Origin of the sequence: Halomonas sp., from assembly GCF_029263665.1 — a bacterium.
Lineage (GTDB): Bacteria > Pseudomonadota > Gammaproteobacteria > Pseudomonadales > Halomonadaceae > Halomonas.
On sequence record NZ_JAJUFQ010000018.1, the window covers coordinates 77530 to 100725 of the forward strand.

Genomic DNA, 23196 nt, shown 5'->3' on the forward strand with positions numbered 1-23196 from the left:
GTATACATGAGCCTCAGCACTATCCGCTGCGCATTCAGCCCCTGCTGCAGAGTGACCTTCAAGCCCTCGCGGCATGACGCTTGGCACCACCGTGCGATATGATGCCGCAAGGAGACGCGACTCGCGACCCCCAGTGCCACGAGATGGACGATACCCAGGCATCTGGATGGACGTGTAGTTGCAACGCATGGCACCAGCGTCAACCCATGACAGCCCAGGACATCCCGTGTGCAACGCAGTATATCTGCCGCACCCATTGCCTGCCTTGATCATCGGCGAGCACGGAGAAGGATGCTGGGAGACGTCACCCAGACCCAGAGGTTTGTTTCCGCATGACTGCTTCCGCGAATGCGCCGCGCCCAGTGGCACTGATCATCCTCGATGGCTACGGCCACAATGAGGACACCTCATCCAATGCCATCTGGCAGGCCGACACTCCCAATATGGATCGCCTATGGAGTGAGCGCCCACACACCTTGATTCACACTGATGGCCGATATGTCGGCCTGCCAGATGGGCAGATGGGCAACTCGGAAGTCGGCCACATGAATCTGGGTGCCGGCCGCATTGTCTATCAGGACTTCACCCGCATCACCAAAGCCATCGAAGATGGTGAGCTGGACAGCAACAATACCCTCACGGCGCCCATTGATGCCGCCGTGGCAGCAGGCAAGGCGGTTCATCTTCTGGGCCTGCTGTCTCCCGGCGGCGTGCACAGCCACGAGGACCATCTTCTGGCAGTAGCGGAGCTGGCTGCCCGCCGAGGCGCCAGAAACATCTACCTTCATGGCTTCCTCGATGGCCGAGACACGGCACCCAAAAGTGCCCTCCCGTCCATTGAAAAGGCCAACGCCAAGCTGGCCGAACTGGTCGGTGCCGACAATGGCTTTGTTGCTTCGATCATTGGCCGCTATTTCGCCATGGACCGCGATAACCGCTGGGACCGTGTCGAAAAAGCCTATCGCCTGATCACCGAGGGTCATGGTGAATATGTTGCATCCAGCGCGGAAGCTGCCCTCGATGCTGCCTACGAGCGTGGAGAAACCGACGAATTCGTCAGTGCCACCAGCATCCAGCCACACGCCACGCCAGTCGCCAGTGAAGACGGCGATGCCGTTCTATTCCTCAATTTTCGTGCCGACCGTGCCCGCGAACTGGCCCGGGCCTTCGTGCTTGAGGATTTCGATGGCTTCCAGCGCCAGCGTCAACCACAGCTCGCAGCCGACGGCCTGGTGATGCTGACCCAGTATGCTGCCGATATTCCTGCGCCTTCGGCCTTCCCACCGGAAGACCTGGTCAACACCTTGGGTGAGGTGATGGAAAAGCGTGGACTGACGCAGCTGCGCATCGCCGAGACCGAAAAATACGCCCACGTCACCTTCTTCTTCTCCGGCGGCCGTGAGCAGGAATTCAAGGGCGAGACCCGCATCCTGGTACCCTCTCCCCAGGATGTGAAAACCTATGACGAAAAGCCGGAGATGAGTGCCCCGGAAGTCACTGACAAGCTGGTAGCTGCCATCGATAGCGGTGCCTACGACCTGATCGTTTGCAACTACGCCAATGGTGACATGGTCGGCCACACGGGTGACTTCAATGCTGCAAAGGCTGCCATCGAGGCAGTCGACGCCTGTGTCGGCCGAGTGGTCGAGGCCATTGAGCGAGCCGGTGGCTCCTGCCTGATTACCGCCGACCATGGCAACGCCGAACAAATGGTGCATCCGGTAACCGGCAACCCCCAGACAGCCCATACCACTTTCCCGGTACCGCTTATCTACGTCGGCGAGCGTCCAGCCAGCCTGAAGGATGATGGCCGCCTGTGCGACCTTGCCCCCACGCTGCTGAACATGATGAACCAGCCGATCCCGGAGGAAATGACCGGCGAGGTACTAATCTCCCTATCGTGAGCGTGACGTTCCAGCACCACCAAACCAACAGACTTGCCCATACGCCGGCCAGAAGCCGGCGTTGTCGGGACCTGATGGCCTTACTGCTTGGTCTGAGCTTGAGCCTGGGAGCAGGCTCAAGCATTGCTGTGCCCAGTGAAGGCGATGCACGAGCTCGCCTGGATGCCATTGGCGAGCAGATTCAGGGGGCGACCCGCAACCTGGCCAATACCGATGCAGCACGCGACGAAGCCAGCCAGGACCTGCGCAAGGTAGAGACGGAACTCGCCGACACCCATCACCAGTTGGACATGATCCAGAACGACCGTCGCCAGTTGACCAAGGAAGTCGATGAACTGGAACAAAGACGCCAGTTCATGGAGGATGAACGCAGTGCCCAGCTTCAAGCACTGAAACGCCAGCTCGATGCCCTCTATCGACTAGGCACCACGCCACAGCTGAAACTGCTGCTGAGTGAAAGCGACCCTTCCCGTCTGGACCGCCTGCAGACCTACCTCAACCACCTGAGCAAAGCGCGTAACGAGCGCCTCGATGCCTTGGCCGAGCTGGATCGGCAATTGGTAGCCAACCAGCATGAACTCGATAAACGAGAGCAACGCCTTGATGCGCTGCAGGAAGACCTGGACAAGCGCAGCAAGGTGCTCGCCGACCAGACCAAGGAGCGCCAGGCAGTGGTTGCCAAGCTCGACCAGCGCTATGACACCGAAGCCTCGCGCCTGGAGCAGCTCAGCCAAGACCGCGCACATGCCGAACGTGTCTTGCGTGAAGTCCAGGAAGCCGTAGCGCGGCTGTCCGAGCCACCGCCATCCACGGCCATTGAACGTACTCGTGGAGACTTGCCCTGGCCGGTACAGGGCATGATGATGACGCGCTATCACCAGACCCGCGGCGTACACTATAACGGCATTCTGATTCAGGCAGCCGCCGGCACCAAGGTGGAGGCAGTACACGCCGGACGTGTCGTGTTCGCGGACTGGATGCGAGGTTTCGGTAATCTGTTGATCATTGATCATGGCGATCAGGTGATGACGCTCTATGCCCACCTGCAGCAGTTCAGCGTGGACGTCGGTACCCGCGTGGAAAAGGGGCAGGCCATCGGCCAAGTGGGAGACAGCGGTGGGCGCTCGGCTCCAGGACTGTATTTCGAGGTGCGCCGCGCAGGTCAGCCCATCAACCCTCAGAGCTGGATTGCGCAGCGCTGAATGCCATTGCAGGGCCAGGCTTTCTCAACATTTTTTCACCTCTCTGTGACACAGGCTTTTCCATTACCCTTTTTCATCCCCCTCGGCACAAGCTATGCTGAGGGCCCAGGTCCTGCCACCTCAAAGTCGAAACCCCATTGCGCCACGGAGTCCGCATGCCCATCCCTTCAGCTGCCTTTTTCGGATCTCTGCGCCAGCCCTGTGTCGCATTGCTGCTGGCTGCTGTCATTGGCTGGCCACTCATTGGCCAGGCCCAGACATCAACGACAGACGACGATGACTTGCCGGTAGCAGAAATTCAGGCCTTTTCCGAAGTCTTCGAACGCATCAAGCGCGCCTATGTCGAAGATGTCGACGACGCGACACTGCTCAAGAACGCGATGCGAGGCATGCTCAGCGAGCTGGACCCTCATTCGGCCTACCTCGATGCGGATGCCTACCGCGACCTGGAAGAAAGCACTCAGGGAGAGTTCGGGGGCATCGGTATTGAGATTGGCATGGAAAATGGTCAGTTGATCGTGGTCACGCCCATCGACGACACACCTGCACAGCGCGCTGGTCTCCATGCTCGGGACACGATTCTGCGCATCGACCAGACACCTACCGATGGCATGGGGTTGCAGGAAGCCGTGGACCTGATGCGCGGAGAACCGGGAAGCAGCATAGAACTGACGATCCTTGGCGCAGGCGATGGCACGCCTCGCACAGTGACGCTGACCCGGGAACTCATTCGTACCGAAAGTGTGAAGAGCGAAATGCTCGAGCCAGGATATGGCTACCTGCGTATCAGCCAGTTCCAGGCCCGTACTGGCGACCAGGCAGTCGATGCCCTGGAAGAGCTCAGTGAAGACGCCCCTCTCTCAGGGCTGGTGCTGGACTTGCGCAACAACCCCGGCGGTGTACTCCAGGCCGCAGTGGATGTGGCCGATGCCTTCCTCAGCAGCGGCTTGATTGTCTATACCGAGGGCCGCCTGCCCGACAGCCGCATGCGCTTCTCGGCGACTTCCCGCACGGCAGCACCCAACGTACCACTGGTGATTCTGATCAACGGTGGTAGTGCCTCGGCAGCCGAAATCGTCGCGGGAGCCTTGCAGGATCAGCGGCGCGGCGTAGTCATGGGCACGGAAAGCTTCGGCAAGGGCTCTGTTCAACAGATCATGCCACTGGGGAATGGAGAAGGTCTCAAGCTGACGACCGCGTTGTACTACACCCCAAATGGCCGTTCCATTCAAGCACAGGGCATAGAGCCGGATGTAGAGGTCGTGCGTGGCCAGCTGAAAATATCCCAGAATAACGGCGTGCGTGGAGTGAGAGAAGCGGACCTGGAAGGGCACCTCGGCAATGGCAAGCCGTCTGACCAGGCAAAACGCAGTGAGCTTCTGACCAAGGACTATCAGGTGGGTGAAGCTCTCAACCTGCTCAAGGCCTTGAATGTGCTTGGCCAGCGCAATGCTGGCTGAGCCACTGCCAGGCAGTGCCCCAGCCATCATCCACTCAACGAACCCACTCAGCGACAGGACAGAGGTAGCCGGCCTCTCTGCCCTGTTGCCTGCTGCATCAGCAGACGCTTGAGCGGAGACAGCCGATTGACGCTGGAGAGTCCGAGATTGCGCAACAGAGTCAACGCCGGGTGCCGAGCACCAAACAGCTGACGAAAACCATCCATCAGCACCAGCATGGCCGCGTTGTCTCCACGCCTACGGCGTTCATAACGAGCCAGCACAGCCGTTTCACCGAAGCCGACACCTCGACGACGGCCCACCAGAAGTTCTTCAGCAAGCACCGCGGCGTCCATCAGCCCCAGATTCACACCCTGCCCCGCCAATGGATGAATGCTATGAGCGGCATCACCGACCAGCGCTACCCCGGGCAGGTGATAGGTCACAGCATGGCGTTGAGACAAGGGGAAAGTACGCGCTTCGTCGAGAACCTCCACTTTGCCGAGACGGTAATCGAAGGCCTGGGCCATGGCTTGCCCCAGCGCCTCGCGCGACAGGGACGCCAACTCGCTGGCGTGCTCAGGAGCGGTCGACCAGACGATGGAGCAATAGTGATCGTCACCATCTACCGTGAGCGGTAGAAATGCCAAAGGGCCATTGGCAAGGAACACCTGGCGAGCCGTGGCAGCATGGGGAAGAGCGGTACGCACCGTCGTGACCAAGGCATGATGCCCCGTATCACGCTCGCTGATATCGATTCCTGCCATGCTACGCAAGTGCGAACGTGCGCCATCGGCACCTACCACCAGAGCAGCCCTGAGCTTGCGACCATCATCCAGCATGACGGTCCGCCTTTCCCCATGCTCATCCAGGGAAGACACCTTGTGCGCATAGATACGCACCACATTGGGCATTCGCTCCAGTTGCTCTTCGAGCGCAGCCAGCACCACATCGTTCTCGACGATATGCCCCAGGGTCGCGACACCGGCCTGATCGGCACGGAACGTGATATCTCCCGAGCCCTCACCGTCCCAGACCTGCATGGCGGTATAGGGTGTCGCCCGGCGCTGGCAGATCGTTTGCCAGGCCCCCAGACCATCCAGCAAGCGCTGGGAGACCGGAGTCAGTGCACTGACCCTGGGAGCCGGCAAGCCATCCCCCACGCCCGCCAGGGACAATGGAAAGGGACGAGCATCGACCATGGCCACACTCAGCCCGTCACGGCCAAGAAGGGCTGCCAGTGCAGCCCCCACCATGCCGATACCCACGATGACAACATCAAAATCCTGCGGTGCCGCAGCACCTTGTTGAGTCTTGTCCTGCATCCCAAGGTCCACTTCAACAGATTGGCCTATCATCTCATAACCCGCCCCTTGGGGAGACCTGCTCTCGCTATCTCTCCACCACAGTCTCTCCACTACTATCTTTCTATCGCTATCTCTCAACCCCCATGGCTCGACGAGCCAGAGTGCGACGCAGAGGGTCGGCAAGGTTGAGGCCGATCAATCCGGCAGCACGGACATGGGATATCAGTGGCTGATCGATATCGAAGAGGCGGATCAGGCCATCACTGAAGCGAATAACATTACGTCGATCCGACTCGCGGCGAGCGTCAAAATCCGTAAGTGTTGCCGCACTGCCGGGTGCCTGCCCATTGGCCATGCCGTTCTCGATCGCTTCGACCAGATCCATGACGCCACGCAAGGCCAGATTGAAACCTTGCCCGGCCACAGGGTGCAGAGCATGAGCCGCATTGCCCAGCACCGCCAGCCCTGGGCGCACTGTCTCACGTGCCGTCACTAGTGATAGTGGGTAGGTATGTCGAGTCCCTACTTTGAGAAAGGCCCCGGCACGTTCACCGAAGGCATGTTGAAGCTCGGCCAGGAAGTCCTGATCCGACAGTTCCATACGGCGCTGCTCGGCTCCCTGCGAGTGCGTCCAGACCAGGCCCATGCACTGCCCCTGCAACGGCAACAGGGCAATGGGCCCTTCCGCCGCAAAGCGCTCATAGGCGGTACCGCGATGAGGACGGCTGACCGTCACATTGGTGATCAGGGCGACCTGATCGTAGGACTCGGTATCGCTTGCGATACCCAACGCTTCCTTCATCCCTGACCGACCGCCATCCGCTAGTACCGTCAAACCTGCCTGCAATGTCTGGCCTGTCGAGAGACGAAGGCGATGCCCTTCTTTCACGGCCTGAATACTTTCCACCTTCGCAGGGCAGAACCACTCCAGCGGCAACGTCGCCAGATGACGCTGCAGTACTCGCCCCATCCATTCGTTGGGGACGACATACCCCATGGCTGCAACACCCAGCTCGGCCGCTCGCAACCTGGTCACCCCCAGGCGTCCCCGTTCACTGACATGGATCAGTGAGATCGGGCTGGCCTGTTCGGCCATCTGCGGCCATACCCCCAGCTTTTCGAAATGAGCGGCAGACCCTGCCGCAATGGCGCTGGACCTGGCATCAAAGCTGGGTTGCCACATTTCCTGATTCGCATCGAGAACAGGAAAGGCTTCGATAATGGCCACTCGGAGTCCCTTACGCTGCACAAGCGGTGCCAGAGCCGCCCCAAGACTAGCGCCAACCAAGCCTCCACCAATGATGGCAACATCCACATTACATAATAACGATGAATCGCAATCCCTCGTCGCGCATGAGACACCAGCCTGAAAACCCGGCATATTCTTTCCTGTAAAAATCATTACGTAACAGCAAGTCTGATAGCCTGCTAACTGGCTAATCAGTATTCATCCAGGCTTCAATATCATCCACCTGCTTGGGAGCATCTGAGGTGATGACCCGACCTCCATCAGCCGTCACCACCACATCATCTTCAATACGTACACCCACGCCACACTGCCCTCCCAGGAACACTTCCCGGAGAACCATCACATCCGTGTCTTTCGATATGTTCTGCTCGTGTATATAGAGCCCGGGCTCGATCGTGAGCACCATTCCTGGCTCCAGCAGGCGTGAGCGACCGTCATTCTCGCGATAGGCGCCTGCGTCATGAACATCCAGGCCCAGCCAGTGGGAGGTCGCATGCGGGTAGTAGGGTGCAATGCTATGGTCTGCCAAGCGAGCATCCAGAGGTCCTTCCAGCACCCCTTGGCGAATCAGGCCCGAAGTCAGATCACGCACGACACCACGGTGGATGTCCTCCAGGCTGACGCCAGGACGCACGGCCTCGATAGCACGACTCTGGGCGTGCAGCACGAGATCGTACAGGGCACGCTGGGGTTTACTGAACCGCCCTGATGCTGGAAATGTGCGACTGATGTCACCCGCATATAAAGCAAACTCAGCACCGGCATCCACCAGCACCAGATCGCCATCCTGCACGACATCGTCGTTCTCAATGTAGTGCAGTACGCAGGCATTCGCCCCTCCCGCCACAATCGACTCATAGGCCGGGGCAGATGCGCCATGCCAGCGAAAGATGTGTTCGATCTCGGCTTGTAGCTGATATTCCTTCAAGCCCGGCCCGATGCAAGCCATGGCACGCAGATGGCCCAACGCTGAGATTTTCGCTGCATGCTCCAGCAAAGCGATTTCAGCCGGGCTTTTCAGCATGCGTTGTGTGGCCAGGTACGATGTCAGGTCGTGAAACTGAGGTGGTGCCTTACCGACGGATGCCAGGCGTTCGCGGCTCGCTTCCAGCTCCGTTACCAGGTCCTTGTCTCCGGCCATGCAGTAGACCCGTTCTTGTCCGGTAAGCAGGTGATCAAGCGCCGCCTCCCGTTCACGGTTTTCTATTGCATGATCGATACCAAACAGTTTCCGAGCTCCGCTGGCACCTAGACGGGGCCCCATCCAGCGCTCCAGCGCTATATCCCGGCCCTGACAAAACAATACGCTGAGAGCAGTGGCGTCCTTGCGATCGGCATCATGCTGTCCCGACGGTTCAGGTAACAGCACCAGCAAGGCTTCTGGTTCGGGGAAGCCACATAGATAATGCAGATCGCTGTTCTGGCGGAAAGGGTATTCACTGTCTCGTGAGCGTATTACGGGATGTGCACCACGCACGACAACGACACCAGGGGAGGGGAGAACGCCCATCAGCGCCTGGCGGCGCTGACGGTATTCCTCCAGGCTTATGGGCTCAGGAGGTTCAGATATCAGTTTTCGGGAGAGTTCAGCGATCCTGGAAAGCTGATGATGGGATAATTCAGTGCGTGGTCCTGGAGTCCTCATCCACCTTCTCCACCTGGGGCTGGCCCGGGTGCTGCTCAGTGTAAAGCAGCATCGCGGCCATGCGAGCATGCTCGGACAAGGCGAATAAGTCGCCCTCATTCTCGGCGCTGTCGTCAATGTCGGTTTCTATTGCCGTCAGACCGGCAAGATCCTCAACGGCCTCGCGCAGGGCTGCCGACCATTTGGTGCGCGCATCATCACCAGCGTCCTCGATGACTTCCATGAATCCCAGAGTCCATTCCTTGAGCCCTTGGGCACGTTCGGCCAGAGAAAACATGTCATCCGGAAGGAGAGGCTCGAAGTTCAGCTCACTGGCCGCCAGGGCATCCAGGGTCTGACGACGCCAGGCCAGCAGGCGTTCAGCACTGGGCTCGTCGCGCGGCTGCTCAACGCCAAGACTCATGCATACCTCTTCCAACCAGGCTTCGGCACTCAGGTCGTGAAGTGCCAGGGATGCACACAGACGTCCATCAAGGAAGGCGGGGGACTGCATGCTGCCATGTACGAGAAATACATCGGCAATGGTTGAAAAATCCTGACGTTCGCTGATCAATGACATAGTAATATTCCATTCACCCCCCCGGGATACGGCGTTGACCTGTCCGTGAGGGCTCTCATATAGTGACTGGCAATCGATATCTTGATGGTAACGCATTGCTGCCTGCGCTGCGCTGCTGTCCTATTTCCAGGCGCCTGGAGCCAGCCCATGACCGACGCACCCCGGCACACTACCGATATATCCCTGCTTGAGCGCTCCTACACTATCGCCTGTCCGCCCGACCAGCAGGAAAGGCTGGAGCGCGCAGCTCGCTACCTGGACCGTGCCATGCAGGGAATCCACGCCCAGGGCAAGATTCTGGATCGCGAGAAAGTCGCTATCATGGCAGCCCTTAACTTGGCCAATGAGTTGCTTGAGCTGCATGATGAGAGGCGTTCCAGCGAACAGAGCGTCAATGCCCTGAACGAGCGACTGACCCAGGCCCTGGCAGGAGCTCCCAGCCCCGACAGCCATTAACGCGATCATTCCTCTGCTGCCTGTGCAACTTTCCATTGAAGGACGGCTTTGCGGTGATTCGTTGCGCCGATATTGAGTTATTCACTTTGGGCACGGCCGAGGCTCTGGTACGATGAAGGGGTTCCCTGGGGTGTGCGCCAGTTGTTTATCGTCCCTCGAGCCTATGCGCAGTACCCAGGGGGCCATATGCTAGTCGGCCCTGTGTGCAAGTCCGTGCGACGGAAAGCCTGACGGTCCGACTGCGGCCACCCACCTTGAACCTTGGGTTCAAGGGCCAGAACGACAGCGGCATTCTGGGGAACTCTTCATTCGACGCTTGTATCTGAAAGCGGACATTGAAGCTTGAATGGCTCACATCTGTTGTCACAACAGATACGGACTCTCCTGGAGGGCATGGTGGTTGTCAGTACGCCTCCTGCATGACTCTCCTGTAATATCCTCGCTCATGACGGATTCTCTGGACGCGAGGTTCACGTGACAGACTTCTCTTCCATCTGCTCTGGGCAGGCATCTCAGACTCAGCAGCATTCCCAGCCACATCGCTCTCAACTGCGCCGTGAGTTACGACAGCGCAGGAGAGCTCTCAGCGCCGCCCAGCAAAAGGCAGCCAGCATAGCCTTGTGTGCCCAACTACGCAGCCTGCCTGAGCTACTGACGGCACGTCGCGTGGCCTTGTACCTGCCCAACGATGGTGAAGTGGACCCTCAGCCTCTGCTGGGTTGGCTACGTCGCCGCGGTGCTCATGCCTATTTGCCCGTACTTCGGCCGTTGGCCAACAATACCTTGTGGTTTGTACGTTATGACCAGAACACCCCCATGGTCCGAAACCGTTTTGGCATCTATGAGCCGGACACTCGCCACGGCGCCCATCCCTCCCGGCGCCTGCCTGCCTGGGCTCTGAGCGTCATCCTGATGCCACTCGTGGGGTTTGATGACCAAGGGCAACGCCTGGGCATGGGTGGCGGCTTCTACGACCGGACCCTGGCCTTCACTCATCCTGAGCGCGGCAGCCCCGGGCCTCGACCAAAACTCATCGGCCTTGCCCATGAAGTACAGCGCATGGAGAAACTGCCTGTCGCTTCCTGGGATGTCCCTCTCGATGCCATTGCAACAGATATGCGGGTCATACGTCCCGGGAATTGACGACGCCTTTCATCGCCGATGTTTCGCAGCCTGGATCGCCCAGGTCGGGCTTCTCAATATTGCTATTTAAAGAACACTGTTTCCTTTAAAAAGGAAAACTCCGGTGTTCCTTTATATGGAACAACCGGAGTTTGAATGTTCGATTCCACACTGACAGCTACGCTGCCTTCAGGTGGCTTTTTCTGCTTCTGCCGCCTGTTCAACCACCCACAAGTGCCTGAGCATAGCCGGTGGCAACGACCCCGATAGCGAATACCAAAACCAGCACCGCAACTAGATCGGGCTTGCGATTCATCCCCTGACTCCCTTAGCGATCGTTACCGACCGCAAGCGCATGGGAAGCACAAGCTCGTGCTTCCCTCCCATGAGCGTTCATTAGCTGAAACAGAATATAGAGCGCTATTGAAAGGATGACAAATCGCGACATAACCAACGATCAATGCGTAAACGCGTTATCAGCCTTTCGCCAACATCTCTGGGAAAATTCCTAGAGAGCTATTCCAAGAGAGCTAAACTAAACACTCAATCCGCGCGAAGAATACGCCGCTTGAATGAAAGAAGCCATAGACAACATGCAAAGTCATCTAATTCTTACACTAAAGTCAGATGACTCGACGTAATATCCCCATAAATCCCGTTTTCAGAGTACTCACCCCTGAAATTTAGCAGACTTATTTTCAGGCCATGAATAACTTATAGGCAGGATTATTGCTTTCCTTCCAATAGTGATAACCGATCTTGTCAAAATACTCTTCGACATGCGTACGATCGCCATTGGGGACCTGCATACCCACCAGCACCCGGCCGAATGCGGCGCCATGGTTGCGATAATGGAACAGGGAAATATTCCAGTCCTGGGGAAGGTGGGTCAGGAAGTTCATTAGAGCGCCCGGGCGCTCGGGAAATTCGAAGCGATAGACTTCTTCATCGAAGCGAGACTTTGGGCGTCCGCCGCCCAGGTGGCGAATATGCAGCTTGGCCAGCTCGTTGTCCGTGAGGTCCTCTACCGGATAGCCAGACTCACGCAAACGCTCGATCACGGCCTGACGATCTTCCCCACCAGGCTTGACCTGGACGCCCACGAAGATATGCGCATTCTCGTCATCGGCATAGCGGTAGTTGAATTCCGTCACCATTCGCTTGCCGATGGTGCGACAGAACTTCTTGAAGCTCCCGGGTACCTCGGGAATGGTCACTGCCAGGATAGCCTCACGCTGTTCCCCCAGTTCCGTCCGCTCCGCGATATGCTGCAGGCGATCAAAATTGGTGTTGGCCCCTGAATTGACACACACCAGGGTCTGCCCTTCAGCGCCGGTCAGTTGGATGTACTTCTTCAAGCCGGCCAGGGACAGGGCACCAGAGGTTTCTGACACCGCGCGGGTATCCTCGAAGATATCCTTGACCGCGGCACACATCTCATCCGTGTTCACCGTAATGACATCGTCGACCAGATCACGCACGATCTGGAACGGTACCTTGCCGATCTGGGCCACTGCCACACCTTCGGCAAACACGCCGACATGCTCCAGCACGACCCGCTTCCCAGCCTTCATCGCAGCCTTGAGACAGGCGCTGTCTTCTGACTCGACCCCGATCACCTTGATCTCCGGGCGCAGGTACTTGATGTATGCCGCCATGCCAGCCAGCAAGCCACCACCTCCCACGGGGATGAAAACTGCATCGATCGGCCCACTGTGCTGTCGCAGAATCTCCATGGCCACAGTTCCCTGTCCCGCGACCACATCAATATCATCAAAGGGCGGGATATAGGTGTAGCCGTGCTCCTTGACCAGTTCCTGGGCATGTTCTGAGGCTGCATCAAAGGCATCGCCCTTGAGCACCACCTTGGCTCCCCAGCCACGCACTGCGGCCACCTTGATCTCCGGGGTAATGCGCGGCATCACGATGACAGCCTTGACCCCCATCAGCTTGGCCGCCATGGCCAGGCCCTGGGCATGATTGCCTGCTGAGGCCGCGATCACACCCTTGGCCCTCTGCGCCTCGCTCAACTGGGCCATCTTGTTGTATGCACCACGAATCTTGAACGAGTGGACAGGTTGCAGGTCCTCGCGCTTGATCAGAATTTGATTGCTGAAGCGACGTGACAATATGGGAGCAGGGGAGATCGGTGTTTCCCGGGCAGCTTCGTATACCCGAGCCTGGAGGATCTTCTTGACAGTAGCTTCAAGCATTCTGGTGTCCAACGTGTAGAGAAAGGCGAAAAATCATCTATTGGTAGCATTGCGCCGGGGCCAACGTCCAGCAGTACCGCCAACCATCGCTTATAATGGCTCCGCACAAACACTTTTCAGGAAACGCTTGCCCGCCATGACCCAAGACGAACTCAAAGACGCTGTTGCCGCCGCCGCCATCGAAGAGGTGCGCCCGATGCTCGGAAACGACATCGTGATAGGTATCGGCACAGGCTCTACTGCCAATTATTTCATCGATCGCCTGGCTGCATTGCGTGGCGACTTTCGTGGTGCCGTGGCCAGCAGCGAGGCCAGTGCCAAGCGCCTCAAGGATCACGGCATTGATGTTTTCGAGCTCAATGAAGTGGGCACCATGCCAGTCTATATCGATGGTGCAGACGAAGTGAATGCTCACTTACACATGATCAAAGGTGGCGGAGCAGCCTTGACTCGCGAAAAGATCGTGGCCGCTTGCTGCAAGACTTTCATCTGCATCGCTGATGCTACCAAGCGCGTCGAGCGCCTGGGCAACTTCCCGCTGCCGGTCGAGGTCATTCCCATGGCCCGTTCCTACGTTGCCCGTGAACTGGTCAAGCTGGGCGCGGATCCGGTCTACCGCCAGGGAGTCATCACCGACAATGGCAACCAGATTCTTGATTGTTATGAGTTCATGATTGACGATCCGGTGGCCATGGAGGCTCGCATCAACGCTATTGCAGGCGTGGTCACCAATGGTCTTTTTGCCGCCCGTCCGGCGGATATACTGCTGCTTGGCGGTGAGGATGGCGTCAGCCGACTCCTTTCGCAGTAAGCATTCCGGGGCATGCATCTCGGAGTAAACACTCACTGACGTTCGAGCAGGAGTGGAAAAGAAGGTATCTTCCCTTCAAGAGGGGGTCGACAAGGCAGGTGAAGGCTGTCCGGGCCCCTCTTCACGTAAGTGGCATAACCCCTCCAGGGTTGCCTCAAGCGCCCCTCGGTGCGTCTCGATCACCAGTAATCCGGCTTCACTGAGACGCTTGCACTGCTCAGCATCTTCCAGCAATGCGATGACTCGCTCGGAAAGCTCTTCACCATCCGCGACCTCGACCAGGGCCCCTGCATCACGCAAGGCTTCGGCCACGTCTTCGAAATTGGCCAGTTCAGGCCCAGTTACCACCGGAACTCCCATCACGGCCGGCTCCAGCAGGTTGTGACCACCGACAGGCACCAGGCTGCCCCCGACAAAAGCCAGATCTGCAGTGCCATATAGCACCAGCAGCTCTCCCATGGTATCGCCTAGATAAACCTGGGCCTTGGCGCTGGGCGTACGTCCACGCGAGCGACGCACGGTGGTGAAGCCTGCTTGCTGGCATAGTTCGGCGACGTCATCGAAACGCTGCGGGTGACGTGGCACGATGACCAATAACGCATCCTCGAATCGCTCCCGCACCCGAGCATGAGCCTTGAGCACCAGTTCATCCTCACCGTGATGCGTCGATCCCGCCACCCAGACAGGACGGTGACCAATCGAAGTATGCAAGTCCTCACTAACTTTGCGAGTACCGTCATCAACGGACATGTCAAACTTCATTGATCCCACAACCTGGATATGGGAAGGGCTCATGCCCAGGCTTTCAAAGCGTTCTGCATCAGCTTCGGATTTGGCCGCCAGCCAGTCGACCCGGCCAAGCGCATCGGCCATCAGCCAGCGCAGACGGCGATAGCCGCGATATGCACTGAGGGACATGCGCCCATTGACGACAGCGATGGGGATGCGTCGCTTGCTGCATGCATGAAGCAGGTTGGGCCATAATTCTGTCTCGAAGAAGATGGCCAGTTCCGGCGCCAGCTGATCGATGAAGCGTTGCGCACAAAGAGGAAAATCCAAGGCTACGAAGACATGGCTCAGCGGAGCAACCGTCTCGGTCTCCGGTACATCCTCGACCAGAGCCGCCACACGTTCAGCACCTGTAGCTGTCATGGTACTGACGACCAGTCGATGATCGGGGTGGCGTATACGCAGCTCACGAATCAGTGGTCGTGCAGCAATGACCTCACCCACGGACGCACAATGCAACCATATCCTCGGGCGCTTGTCGGCCGGAGGAGGCAACATGCCCAGGCGCTCGGCTCGGGAGCGCCCGGGAAGCTGTTCACGCCACACCCGACGCCAGATCAGCGGAGACAGCAGGATCAATGCTGCCGAGTAGGCATGGCGAGTCCAGGAATAACGGCTGGTCATCAGCTCTCGCGGTCGAGAATAGTGGATATCATGGCAGTGGTGGACACGCCATCTTCAAAACCTAGCACCTTCACTTCTCCGCCATTGGCCATCACTGCACCGCCTCCTGCGATGTCTTCCGGGCGATAGTCTCCGCCCTTGACCAGGATATCCGGCAATACCGCTTCAATCAGACGGGCCGGAGTATCCTCGCTGAAAGGTACGACCCAGTCCACGGCACCGAGCCCGGCCAGCACCTGCATACGTCGATGCAGCGGGTTGATCGGGCGCTTGGGTCCTTTCAGGCGAGCAATGGATGCATCATCGTTGACAGCAACAATCAGACGATCACCCAGTTGGCGCGCATGTTCCAGATAAGCTACGTGGCCGGCATGCAGAATATCGAAGCAGCCATTGGTCATGACCACCTTCTCGCCACGTGCCTGGGCGGCACGTACAGCCTGAACCAGGGCGGCTTCTTCAATCAGGCCGTATTCGGCCAGCTTGTCGCCATGCAGTGCCGTATACAGCTCGGCAATCGACAACGTTGCCGTACCTGGCTTGGCCACAACCAGACCTGCGGCCAGATTGGATAAAGTCATGGCCTCGTGGAAGCCATGCCCAGCCGCCAGGGCCAATCCCAACACCGCGATCACGGTATCGCCGGCACCTGTCACATCATAGACTTCCCGCGCCCGGGTTGGCATATGCAATGGTTCGTAGCCTTCACGAATCAGTGTCATGCCTTTCTCGCTGCGGGTGATGAGCAAGGCTTCAAGCTCCAGGTCGGAGCGCAAGGCTTCACCCTTGGCGGCTAGTTCTTCATCATTGGCGCAGTGCCCTACCACGGCCTCGAACTCGGCCAGGTTGGGCGTGATCACACTGGCACCGCGATAACGGCTGAAGTCGGTTCCCTTTGGATCGACCAGTACACGCTTGCCCGTGCTGCGAATATGCGAGATGACCCACTCGATATTGCTCAGGGTGCCCTTGCCATAGTCAGACAGGATGACCAGATCCGATGCCGCCACGGCTTCTGCCAGCCGCGGCGCCAATCCCTTGGTATCGATCTTTTCCAGGCCGTCCTCAAAGTCCAGGCGGATCAACTGCTGGTTACGACTCATCACCCTCAACTTGGTGATCGTGGGAATGCCTGGGGTACGATGAAAGTAAGTATTTACTCCCACTTCCTCCAGGCGCTGGGTCAAACGATCGGCATTGTCGTCATCACCGACCAGTCCGGCCAGCGACGCCAGGGCCCCCAGGGAAGCGATATTGAGCGCCACGTTGGCTGCACCGCCGGGTCGGTCTTCACATTCTTCAACCCGAACTACCGGCACGGGGGCCTCTGGCGAAATCCGTGAGGTACCGCCATGCCAGTAACGATCCAGCATGACGTCTCCTACCACCAGTACACGGGAGCACTCTAGCGCGGTCAGATCAAGCTTCATCGGGGAACTCACTTTCCTGGTCGGTGGAAGTTGGCAAGGCGTCACTGTGCGCCTCATTGAGCAGTGCATCGAGATGACCGATCACATCTTCGGCGCCAATCAACGACATGGCTTCAGGATGACGTACCCGCCGCCCCCAGTTGATGGTTTCGGGGTCCTCGTGAAGAAAATCCTTCACTGCCTGGGGATAACGATTCACCACCTGCTCACGCCATAGGTAGGGCGCGGCACGATCGGGGTTAGTGGTCGCATACAAACCCACTACCGGAGTATTCACGGCGTTGGCCATATGCACCGGTCCAGAGTCCGGCCCGACCACGACCTGAGCACGGTCGATCAGTGCCAGCAACCCTTTCAGCGAAGTGGCACCTATCACATCGATCACCGCCTCAGGTTGACACAGCGTCTTGATACGCTGCCCCATTTCCCTCTCCTGAGTGCTTCCGCCTCCCGTCATCACCGTTTTCAGGCCGTACTGGACAAAAACGTGTTCGGCCACAGCGGCATATCCTTCGGCAGACCAATTGCGGAAATTACGCAATCTCGGATTGGCGCAGGGACTGATCAGCATATAACGGGCATCGGCAGTAAAACGCTGGGCTTCCTCATAGGCCTGATCGGGGATCGGCAAGTCCCAGTGCAGGCTCGTGTCTTCAACACCCAGCAGACGAGCAAAGTCCATGAAAGACTCCAGAACATGGGCTCGCGGGCGAGGGTCAATCTGGCGGTGAGTAAACCAGTATTGGCGGTCCTTGGCCCGATCCTTGTCGAAACCGACCCGGACGTCAGCCTTGAGCCCCAGGGACAGCACACTGGCACGCAACGCCTGTTGCATGTGCAACAGGACATCAAACCGGGTGTCCGCCAGTTGCCGCCATAGCGTGCGCATGCCAGCCAGTCCCGTGGACTTGTCATAGACGATGAACTCGACCCCTGACAGACCGGCCAGTAGACTGTACTCGCCCTTGCCGATGATCCAGGTGATCCGAGCCTCAGGCCATTGGCGTTGCAGGGCACGCACCGTGGGCACCAGGTTGCAGACGTCCCCCAGAGCGGAGAGTCGCAGCACGCCGATGTGGGCAGGACGAGTGGGCAGAGGATGCTTCATGCAATTGGCAACGTATCAATCGGTAGGGGTAGGCATTTTATACGATGCCGTCAGTTTATGTGACGGTACTGCAGCTTCACAAATAGAGGAATCACAAACCGAAGCGACCTTGAAGGCCAAAAGCCGCTTGAAGATCAGTGCCGATATGCTTGAACCAGCTTATTGGCAACGCCTCGGCCATGTCGTTGGCCAGGCCCCCGGGCGCGGCCAGAGCCTGTTTCTGGACCTGGGAGAGCATCATTGGGTATTGCGGCCCTATCGCCGCGGCGGCCTCGTTGCCAGACTATCCTCTCGCCGCTATGTGTGGACAGGGCTTGAACGCACACGCGCCTTCCGGGAAATGCGCCTGACAACCGACCTCTTCGCTGCCGGCCTTCCCGTGCCACGCCCTATTCTCGGTGGTGTGACCAGGCACGGCCTGACCTACGAAGCCACGCTGATCACCGAACGTCTCCCCGAAAGCATTCCACTGGCCGACCACCTGATGGCCGACAGTGCTGACAGCGACCTGCTGCAACGTGTCGGCAGGATAATCCGACGCTTTCATGATCATGGTCTCGACCATGTCGACCTCAATGCCCGCAACCTGTTGATCGATACCGACGCCAATCCATGGTTGATCGATTTCGACCGCTGTCGATTACGCCGCCCAGGTGCCTGGCAGACTAGGAACCTCGAGCGCCTGGGCCGTTCGCTGGCCAAATTCTGTACCAGTCCGACCTCTGCCAATGCGGCACTCATGGAGATTCAGCAGGGCTATTCCGCCAGCACTTCAGCATAGACCTTGATCAGGCCCAACACATGCGACGAGAGAAGAAAGTGAGCGCTCACTCTCGCCCTGGCTTCGTCGCCCAGGCGCTCACGCAAAGGAGCACTGCCGGCCAGTTCCGTCATGGCTGTTGCCCAGTGGTGTGCCGACTGAGGATCAGCCAGGCGCCCGCTATGCGCGTCGATCAACTCAGGAATGGCACCGCTGGCGGACCCTATCACGGCCTTGCCTGCGGCCATGGCCTCGATCACGGTCAGCCCAAAGGCCTCATTGCGCGACGGTACACAGACCACGTCGAGTATCTCGAACAATCGTGCGAGGTCTCGGCGGAAGCCGGTAAAGGTAATGTGCTCAGTCATTCCCAGCTCTCTCACCAGCGCTTGAAGTTCGGCAACGTAATCCTCGCGGCTGCCTTCCTCTGCGCTGAGCCCGCCGATGATCACACCATGGGCGTGGAGCTCGGGGTGCTCTCGAATGATCTCCGCCATCGCCTCGACAAACACCTTCTGCCCCTTTCCCGGTGTCAGGCGCCCCGCCACCCCCAGGGTCACACTCCCGGAGGGAATACCCAGGCTGGTACGTAATGCTCGCCGCTCGGCCGCATCCAGGTGGGGAGCAAAATGATGGGGATCGATGCCCAGATAGAGGCGTTGAATGCGCGAGGCAGGTAGAGGAAATGCCTTGATGTTGCGCTTGCGTGTCGCTTCGCTGATCGACAGCACACGACTGACTCGCCCATAGGCCCAGCGATGGTAAAGATCCTTCTTCGGCCGAGTCACCCCCATGTGATCGGTAAACACCACCTTGATGCCTGGGCATAAGGTGGCAGCCAGTGCCGCCAGACGCAGATCACTGGACTTATGACAGTGAAGCAGGCGGATATCATGTTCTCGCAGATAGGCCAGCAGGCGACGAATACCTGTCAATGCCCTGCCCCTGGATCGCACCGTCAGCGGTTCGATCCCAGCCTCGGCCATACTGAAGGCCACCTTGGACCCTTGCAGAGCAAGACCATGCACACCCCACCCTTGCGCCACAAGCTCCGGTATAATTCGAGACGGATACATTTCCAGTCCGCCCCAACCGTCCGACAGGCAGATGTGCATCACCTTGGGTTTCGTGACAGCATGACTCAAGCGCGTCTCCTTTCGCAGCGGGGCTTTGGAGCCCAGATGACGTTTTCCAGCAATTCCCCGGACCCCCATTCCCTGGAGAGCCACTCCTCAGGGAATAACAGCGTGGCGCGTGTACTGGTGGTGCGCAACGACAAGCTCGGCGATTTCATGTTGGCATGGCCAGCCTTGGCAACGCTCAAGGCTGCAGCACCTGCACCACATATTACCGCTCTGGTGCCGTCGTACACCGCTCCCATGGCCGAGGCCTGCCCCTGGATCGATGAAGTGATTCTCGACCCAGGTGACGAGGCCCCCGGAAGCGAACAGCGACAACTGCTCAAGACGCTTCGCGAGAAGGCCTTTGATGCACAGCTTACGCTGTTTTCTACACCACGCATCGGTTGGCTAGGATGGCGAGCACGCATTCCCCTGCGCCTGGCGCCAGCAACCAAATGGGCCCAGATATTCTATAACCGACGTATTACCCAACGCAGGTCACAATCGGCCAAGCCAGAATATGTCTACAACCGCGAGTTGGCCGAAGCGCTGATCAAGGCCCTCGACCTGACTCCCGGCCACGCCACTCCGCCCTTCTGGCCCGAAGGCAGCGCCAGTCGCGCGCAGGAGCGCCAGGCGCTGGCTGAAAGCCTGCCCCTCTCGGAGGACCGCCCTTGGGTGTTCCTGCACGCGGGCAGCGGCGGTTCGGCCGTCAATCTGTCCTTGAACGCTTATGCCTATCTTGCCAGCGAAGTGGATAGACAACTGGCCGCGGGTCATCATGCTCGTCCACACTGGATTCTGACCGCAGGCCCGGGAGAGGAAGACAATGCGGATGCTCTGACCGAGGCCCTGGCGGCGCATGGGTTATCAGCGCATCGCCAGCCTCCTCAAGCCGGCTTGGCCGGTTTCTCTCGTAGCCTGGCTGCCGCCGATGCCTTCATTGCCGGTTCCACGGGACCTTTACACGTGGCAGGCTGTCTCAACGTGATCACCATCGGCTTCTATCCGGCACGCCGCTCTGCCACCCCTCTGCGCTGGCAGACCTGCAACGACGATGATCGCAGACTGGCCTTCCATCCGCCTGAAAGTGCAGTTGAAACCGATATGACGGCCATCGACCTGGACATTGCCGCCACGGCCATCGCCCATCGCCTGGCAGCACTTGAGGCAGCGCCTTCCACCGACATCATTCGCGAGAGCCCATGAACCCGATTACCGGTATCATCATCACGCTCAACGAGCAGGACAACATCCAAGACGCCATTGCCTCGCTGCGCCCGGTGTGTGACGAAATCATCGTGGTCGATTCAGGAAGCCAGGATGACACCGTGGCCCTGGCCGAGGCCGCTGGTGCCCGAGTGATCCATCAGTCCTACCTGGGCGATGGTCCACAAAAGGCGTTTGCTGTACCTCAGGCCAGTCATGATTGGATCTTCGCCCTGGATGCGGACGAGCGCCTCGACGCCGACGCGGTAGAGGTGATTGACCAACTGGAGCTGGACGATCCGCGCAAGGCTTACCGCTTCAAGCGCCGTAACTTTGCCGGCCGCCACTGGATTCGCGCTGCCGGCTTCTACCCTGATCCCGTCACCCGCCTGTACAACCGTACGACCTCCGGTTATCTGCCGAAGAAGGCACATTCGTCCGTGCAGGCCCCCGAGGTCATCGATGTTGACGCTCACCTGAGCCACTTTACCTATCGCGACCTGTCTCACTGGATGACACGCATCGATCAGCTATCCAGCCGTGACGCCTGGGCCATGAAAGAGCGCGGGGTCAAGCCATCAGCACTGCGGCCGACGTTGCATGCCATCACCGCCATATTGCGCAAGCTGATTCTCAAGGGAGGCCTGTTCCAGGGGCAGGATGGAATGACCGTTGCCATGACGACGGCATTTCACGCCTACATGAAATATGCCAAGCTGAACGAACTATACGAAAATGAGCAGGCTGACCGAGACGCCTGATCTACACAGAGTCACCCGATGTCCATTTCTACCTCCTCGTGGCCGCGCTGGGTCATTCTGCTGTTTCTCGGCCTGGTCATCGGTCACACCGTTGTCACGATTTCTCATGTTCCGGGCTGGCTGTTTCCATTGCCAACAGCGGCATGGCTGGGTCTGGCCCGATGGCGCCGATGGGGCATCAAGCAGCAGGCTTCCAGCGAGCTTCCACGCAAACGCTTTATCTGGGCCCTGTTGCCATTGGTACTGTGGGGCATCTATGTCTATCTGGTAGACAACTACGGACAGGCCGATATAGGAGCATTATTCTTCCACTTGCAGGCAGGAATCGCTCAACATGGTGGCGGCGAGCGCAATCTCATTGCCGCCATCTATATCTCTGTCATGCTGCTGGTGCTGGTCGCCTATGTCTGGCTGATTCGCCACGACCTGCGCTGGAGACGTTGGGATCCATGGCTCGCGGCCATTCTGCTGATCGGCAATCCTGTGTTCTACACCATCGGCCAACGTAGTGCGGCAGTCGTTGCTACTCCTGGTGCCTGGCTGGAGCAGCGTTACGTCGCCCCCACGATCCTCAAGGCTCCGCAACGGCCACCCAATCTGCTGGTGCTGTATCTGGAAAGCCTCGAACGCACCTATGGCGACAGTGAGAAATTCGGCGATGCCTACGCCGATATCAAGGCCCTTGAGCCCAAGGCCGTGGTATTCGACAACGTCCAGCAGATGGACAACACCGGCTGGACCATGGCCGGGATGATTGCCAGCCAATGCGGCACCCCACTGATACCTGCAGGGCTATTGCACGACAGTCAGTTCGAGCCTTTGCACCAGGTAGCACCGGGGGTTGACTGTCTTGGAGATCTGCTCAAGCAGCAGGGTTACCGTCTGACCTTCATGGGTGGAGCCAGCAAGGCGTTCGCAGGTAAAGGGCTATTCTATGAGGGCCACGATTTCGACCAGGTATTCGGTCGCGACGAACTGGCAGCACGCCTTGACGACCCGGAATATCTCAACAGCTGGGGGCTGTACGATGACAGCCTCTACGAGTTTGTCAGCGATGAAATACGCCGCCAGGATGCCTCCCCTGGCCCCTGGGCCATGGTCTCCCTCAATCTCTCCGCTCATGCTCCCGAGGGCTATCCCTCGCAGAGCTGCGAACCCTTCAAGGACGATTACGAGGATGTCGATATCCTCTACGCAGTGAAATGTTCCGGATGGCTGACACGACGCCTGCTGGAACGGCTTCAGGCAGAAGGACTGCTCGACAACACGCTGGTAGTGGTGGCCAGCGACCACCTGACCATGCGCGTCTCAGCCTGGGAAGACCTGCTTGCCGATAAGCGCACCAACACCCTGTTGATGATGGGCAATGGCCTGACACCGAGGGTGATCCATAAACCTGCTACCACCATGGATACCTTCCCTACGATCCTCGAAGCCATGGGCTTCACGATCGACTGGCACCGCGCCGGACTCGGCGTATCACTGCT

General features: G+C 58.7%; 19 protein-coding genes and 1 other RNA gene. 11 read left to right on the plus strand and 9 right to left on the minus strand.

Annotated features, from left to right (window positions below; translation table 11 throughout):
* The first annotated feature begins 332 nt into the window (after window positions 1-332).
* The 3 genes from gpmI (at window position 333) to Q1K07_RS16130 (ending at window position 4566) form a co-directional block, all read left to right on the plus strand.
* Window positions 333-1904 carry a 2,3-bisphosphoglycerate-independent phosphoglycerate mutase gene (gene gpmI, locus Q1K07_RS16120; protein ID WP_300313084.1) on the plus strand — a complete coding sequence of 524 codons (1572 nt, stop codon included), beginning with the start codon at window positions 333-335 and terminating at the stop codon, window positions 1902-1904.
* A gap of 74 nt (window positions 1905-1978) precedes the next feature.
* A complete protein-coding gene (locus tag Q1K07_RS16125) occupies window positions 1979-3106 on the plus strand; it encodes a peptidoglycan DD-metalloendopeptidase family protein (protein WP_300313087.1) in 1128 nt (375 codons plus the stop codon).
* Window positions 3107-3261: 155 nt separating this feature from the next.
* The gene (locus tag Q1K07_RS16130; protein WP_300313090.1) at window positions 3262-4566 is read left to right on the plus strand and encodes a S41 family peptidase; all 1305 of its coding nucleotides are present in this window, start codon (window positions 3262-3264) and stop codon (window positions 4564-4566) included.
* A gap of 47 nt (window positions 4567-4613) precedes the next feature.
* On the opposite strand, the gene Q1K07_RS16135 is transcribed toward Q1K07_RS16130, so the two are convergent.
* The 4 genes from Q1K07_RS16135 to Q1K07_RS16150 form a co-directional block, all read right to left on the minus strand.
* Window positions 4614-5870, minus strand: coding sequence for a UbiH/UbiF/VisC/COQ6 family ubiquinone biosynthesis hydroxylase (locus Q1K07_RS16135; protein WP_300313093.1), 1257 nt, complete (start codon window positions 5868-5870; stop codon window positions 4614-4616).
* Between the two features lie 109 nt (window positions 5871-5979).
* Entirely contained in the window at window positions 5980-7233 is a 1254-nt protein-coding gene (gene ubiH, locus Q1K07_RS16140; RefSeq protein ID WP_300313096.1) for a 2-octaprenyl-6-methoxyphenyl hydroxylase, read from the minus strand.
* A 55-nt stretch (window positions 7234-7288) separates the two neighbouring features.
* Window positions 7289-8746, minus strand: a complete 1458-nt coding sequence (locus Q1K07_RS16145; RefSeq protein WP_300313099.1) for an aminopeptidase P N-terminal domain-containing protein — start codon at window positions 8744-8746, stop codon at window positions 7289-7291.
* Entirely contained in the window at window positions 8721-9305 is a 585-nt protein-coding gene (locus tag Q1K07_RS16150; RefSeq protein WP_300313101.1) for a YecA family protein, read from the minus strand. The genes Q1K07_RS16145 and Q1K07_RS16150 overlap by 26 nt, the downstream gene beginning before the upstream one ends.
* Window positions 9306-9452: 147 nt before the next feature.
* On the opposite strand from Q1K07_RS16150, the gene Q1K07_RS16155 reads away from it, so the two are divergent.
* The 3 genes from Q1K07_RS16155 (at window position 9453) to Q1K07_RS16165 (ending at window position 10904) form a co-directional block, all read left to right on the plus strand.
* A complete protein-coding gene (locus Q1K07_RS16155) occupies window positions 9453-9761 on the plus strand; it encodes a cell division protein ZapA (RefSeq protein ID WP_300313104.1) in 309 nt (102 codons plus the stop codon).
* Window positions 9762-9880: 119 nt separating this feature from the next.
* Window positions 9881-10065: non-coding RNA, 6S RNA (ssrS, locus tag Q1K07_RS16160), on the plus strand.
* A 188-nt stretch (window positions 10066-10253) separates the two neighbouring features.
* Window positions 10254-10904 carry a 5-formyltetrahydrofolate cyclo-ligase gene (locus Q1K07_RS16165; protein ID WP_300313141.1) on the plus strand — a complete coding sequence of 217 codons (651 nt, stop codon included), beginning with the start codon at window positions 10254-10256 and terminating at the stop codon, window positions 10902-10904.
* A gap of 677 nt (window positions 10905-11581) precedes the next feature.
* Here Q1K07_RS16165 and ilvA read toward each other — a convergent pair.
* Window positions 11582-13096 (minus strand): threonine ammonia-lyase, biosynthetic, encoded by a 1515-nt coding sequence (gene ilvA / locus Q1K07_RS16170; protein ID WP_300313106.1) that lies wholly within the window; start codon window positions 13094-13096, stop codon window positions 11582-11584.
* A gap of 136 nt (window positions 13097-13232) precedes the next feature.
* On the opposite strand from ilvA, the gene rpiA reads away from it, so the two are divergent.
* Window positions 13233-13907: a ribose-5-phosphate isomerase RpiA gene (rpiA, locus tag Q1K07_RS16175; protein ID WP_300313109.1), complete on the plus strand. Its 675-nt coding sequence runs from the start codon at window positions 13233-13235 to the stop codon at window positions 13905-13907.
* 75 nt (window positions 13908-13982) lie between these two features.
* On the opposite strand, the gene waaA is transcribed toward rpiA, so the two are convergent.
* Genes waaA through Q1K07_RS16190 form a run of 3 tightly spaced genes read right to left on the minus strand, consistent with a single transcriptional unit; the run spans window position 13983 to window position 17858 of the window.
* A complete protein-coding gene (gene waaA, locus Q1K07_RS16180) occupies window positions 13983-15320 on the minus strand; it encodes a lipid IV(A) 3-deoxy-D-manno-octulosonic acid transferase (RefSeq protein WP_300313112.1) in 1338 nt (445 codons plus the stop codon).
* Window positions 15320-16750, minus strand: a complete 1431-nt coding sequence (gene hldE / locus Q1K07_RS16185) for a bifunctional D-glycero-beta-D-manno-heptose-7-phosphate kinase/D-glycero-beta-D-manno-heptose 1-phosphate adenylyltransferase HldE (protein ID WP_300313115.1) — start codon at window positions 16748-16750, stop codon at window positions 15320-15322. The genes waaA and hldE overlap by 1 nt, the downstream gene beginning before the upstream one ends.
* Window positions 16740-17858: a glycosyltransferase family 9 protein gene (locus Q1K07_RS16190; RefSeq protein ID WP_300313117.1), complete on the minus strand. Its 1119-nt coding sequence runs from the start codon at window positions 17856-17858 to the stop codon at window positions 16740-16742. The genes hldE and Q1K07_RS16190 overlap by 11 nt, the downstream gene beginning before the upstream one ends.
* On the opposite strand from Q1K07_RS16190, the gene Q1K07_RS16195 reads away from it, so the two are divergent.
* Window positions 17857-18639, plus strand: a complete 783-nt coding sequence (locus Q1K07_RS16195) for a 3-deoxy-D-manno-octulosonic acid kinase (RefSeq protein ID WP_300313120.1) — start codon at window positions 17857-17859, stop codon at window positions 18637-18639. The two genes, Q1K07_RS16190 and Q1K07_RS16195, sit on opposite strands and share 2 nt — an antisense overlap.
* Here the strand turns inward: Q1K07_RS16195 and Q1K07_RS16200 are convergent.
* The gene (locus Q1K07_RS16200) at window positions 18615-19763 is read right to left on the minus strand and encodes a glycosyltransferase family 4 protein (protein WP_300313123.1); all 1149 of its coding nucleotides are present in this window, start codon (window positions 19761-19763) and stop codon (window positions 18615-18617) included. The two genes, Q1K07_RS16195 and Q1K07_RS16200, sit on opposite strands and share 25 nt — an antisense overlap.
* Window positions 19764-19799: 36 nt before the next feature.
* On the opposite strand from Q1K07_RS16200, the gene Q1K07_RS16205 reads away from it, so the two are divergent.
* The 3 genes from Q1K07_RS16205 to Q1K07_RS16215 all read left to right on the plus strand — a co-directional run.
* Window positions 19800-20948 carry a glycosyltransferase family 9 protein gene (locus tag Q1K07_RS16205; RefSeq protein ID WP_300313126.1) on the plus strand — a complete coding sequence of 383 codons (1149 nt, stop codon included), beginning with the start codon at window positions 19800-19802 and terminating at the stop codon, window positions 20946-20948.
* Window positions 20945-21709 (plus strand): glycosyltransferase family 2 protein, encoded by a 765-nt coding sequence (locus Q1K07_RS16210; RefSeq protein ID WP_300313127.1) that lies wholly within the window; start codon window positions 20945-20947, stop codon window positions 21707-21709. The genes Q1K07_RS16205 and Q1K07_RS16210 overlap by 4 nt, the downstream gene beginning before the upstream one ends.
* Window positions 21710-21727: 18 nt before the next feature.
* Window positions 21728-23196, plus strand: a 1469-nt coding sequence (locus tag Q1K07_RS16215; protein WP_300313130.1) for a sulfatase-like hydrolase/transferase, incomplete at its 3' end; no start/stop codon positions are given.

What these genes read in the sequence shown, in the direction of transcription:
- gpmI (WP_300313084.1), top strand. Translation starts at nt 333, where the DNA reads ATGACTGCTTCCGCGAATGCGCCGCGCCCAGTGGCACTGATCATCCTC.
- Q1K07_RS16125 (WP_300313087.1), top strand. Translation starts at nt 1,979, where the DNA reads ATGGCCTTACTGCTTGGTCTGAGCTTGAGCCTGGGAGCAGGCTCAAGC.
- Q1K07_RS16130 (WP_300313090.1), top strand. Translation starts at nt 3,262, where the DNA reads ATGCCCATCCCTTCAGCTGCCTTTTTCGGATCTCTGCGCCAGCCCTGT.
- Q1K07_RS16135 (WP_300313093.1), bottom strand. Translation starts at nt 5,870, where the DNA reads ATGCAGGACAAGACTCAACAAGGTGCTGCGGCACCGCAGGATTTTGAT.
- ubiH (WP_300313096.1), bottom strand. Translation starts at nt 7,233, where the DNA reads ATGCCGGGTTTTCAGGCTGGTGTCTCATGCGCGACGAGGGATTGCGAT.
- Q1K07_RS16145 (WP_300313099.1), bottom strand. Translation starts at nt 8,746, where the DNA reads ATGAGGACTCCAGGACCACGCACTGAATTATCCCATCATCAGCTTTCC.
- Q1K07_RS16150 (WP_300313101.1), bottom strand. Translation starts at nt 9,305, where the DNA reads ATGTCATTGATCAGCGAACGTCAGGATTTTTCAACCATTGCCGATGTA.
- Q1K07_RS16155 (WP_300313104.1), top strand. Translation starts at nt 9,453, where the DNA reads ATGACCGACGCACCCCGGCACACTACCGATATATCCCTGCTTGAGCGC.
- ilvA (WP_300313106.1), bottom strand. Translation starts at nt 13,096, where the DNA reads ATGCTTGAAGCTACTGTCAAGAAGATCCTCCAGGCTCGGGTATACGAA.
- rpiA (WP_300313109.1), top strand. Translation starts at nt 13,233, where the DNA reads ATGACCCAAGACGAACTCAAAGACGCTGTTGCCGCCGCCGCCATCGAA.
- waaA (WP_300313112.1), bottom strand. Translation starts at nt 15,320, where the DNA reads ATGACCAGCCGTTATTCCTGGACTCGCCATGCCTACTCGGCAGCATTG.
- hldE (WP_300313115.1), bottom strand. Translation starts at nt 16,750, where the DNA reads ATGAAGCTTGATCTGACCGCGCTAGAGTGCTCCCGTGTACTGGTGGTA.
- Q1K07_RS16195 (WP_300313120.1), top strand. Translation starts at nt 17,857, where the DNA reads ATGCAATTGGCAACGTATCAATCGGTAGGGGTAGGCATTTTATACGAT.
- Q1K07_RS16190 (WP_300313117.1), bottom strand. Translation starts at nt 17,858, where the DNA reads ATGAAGCATCCTCTGCCCACTCGTCCTGCCCACATCGGCGTGCTGCGA.
- Q1K07_RS16205 (WP_300313126.1), top strand. Translation starts at nt 19,800, where the DNA reads ATGACGTTTTCCAGCAATTCCCCGGACCCCCATTCCCTGGAGAGCCAC.
- Q1K07_RS16210 (WP_300313127.1), top strand. Translation starts at nt 20,945, where the DNA reads ATGAACCCGATTACCGGTATCATCATCACGCTCAACGAGCAGGACAAC.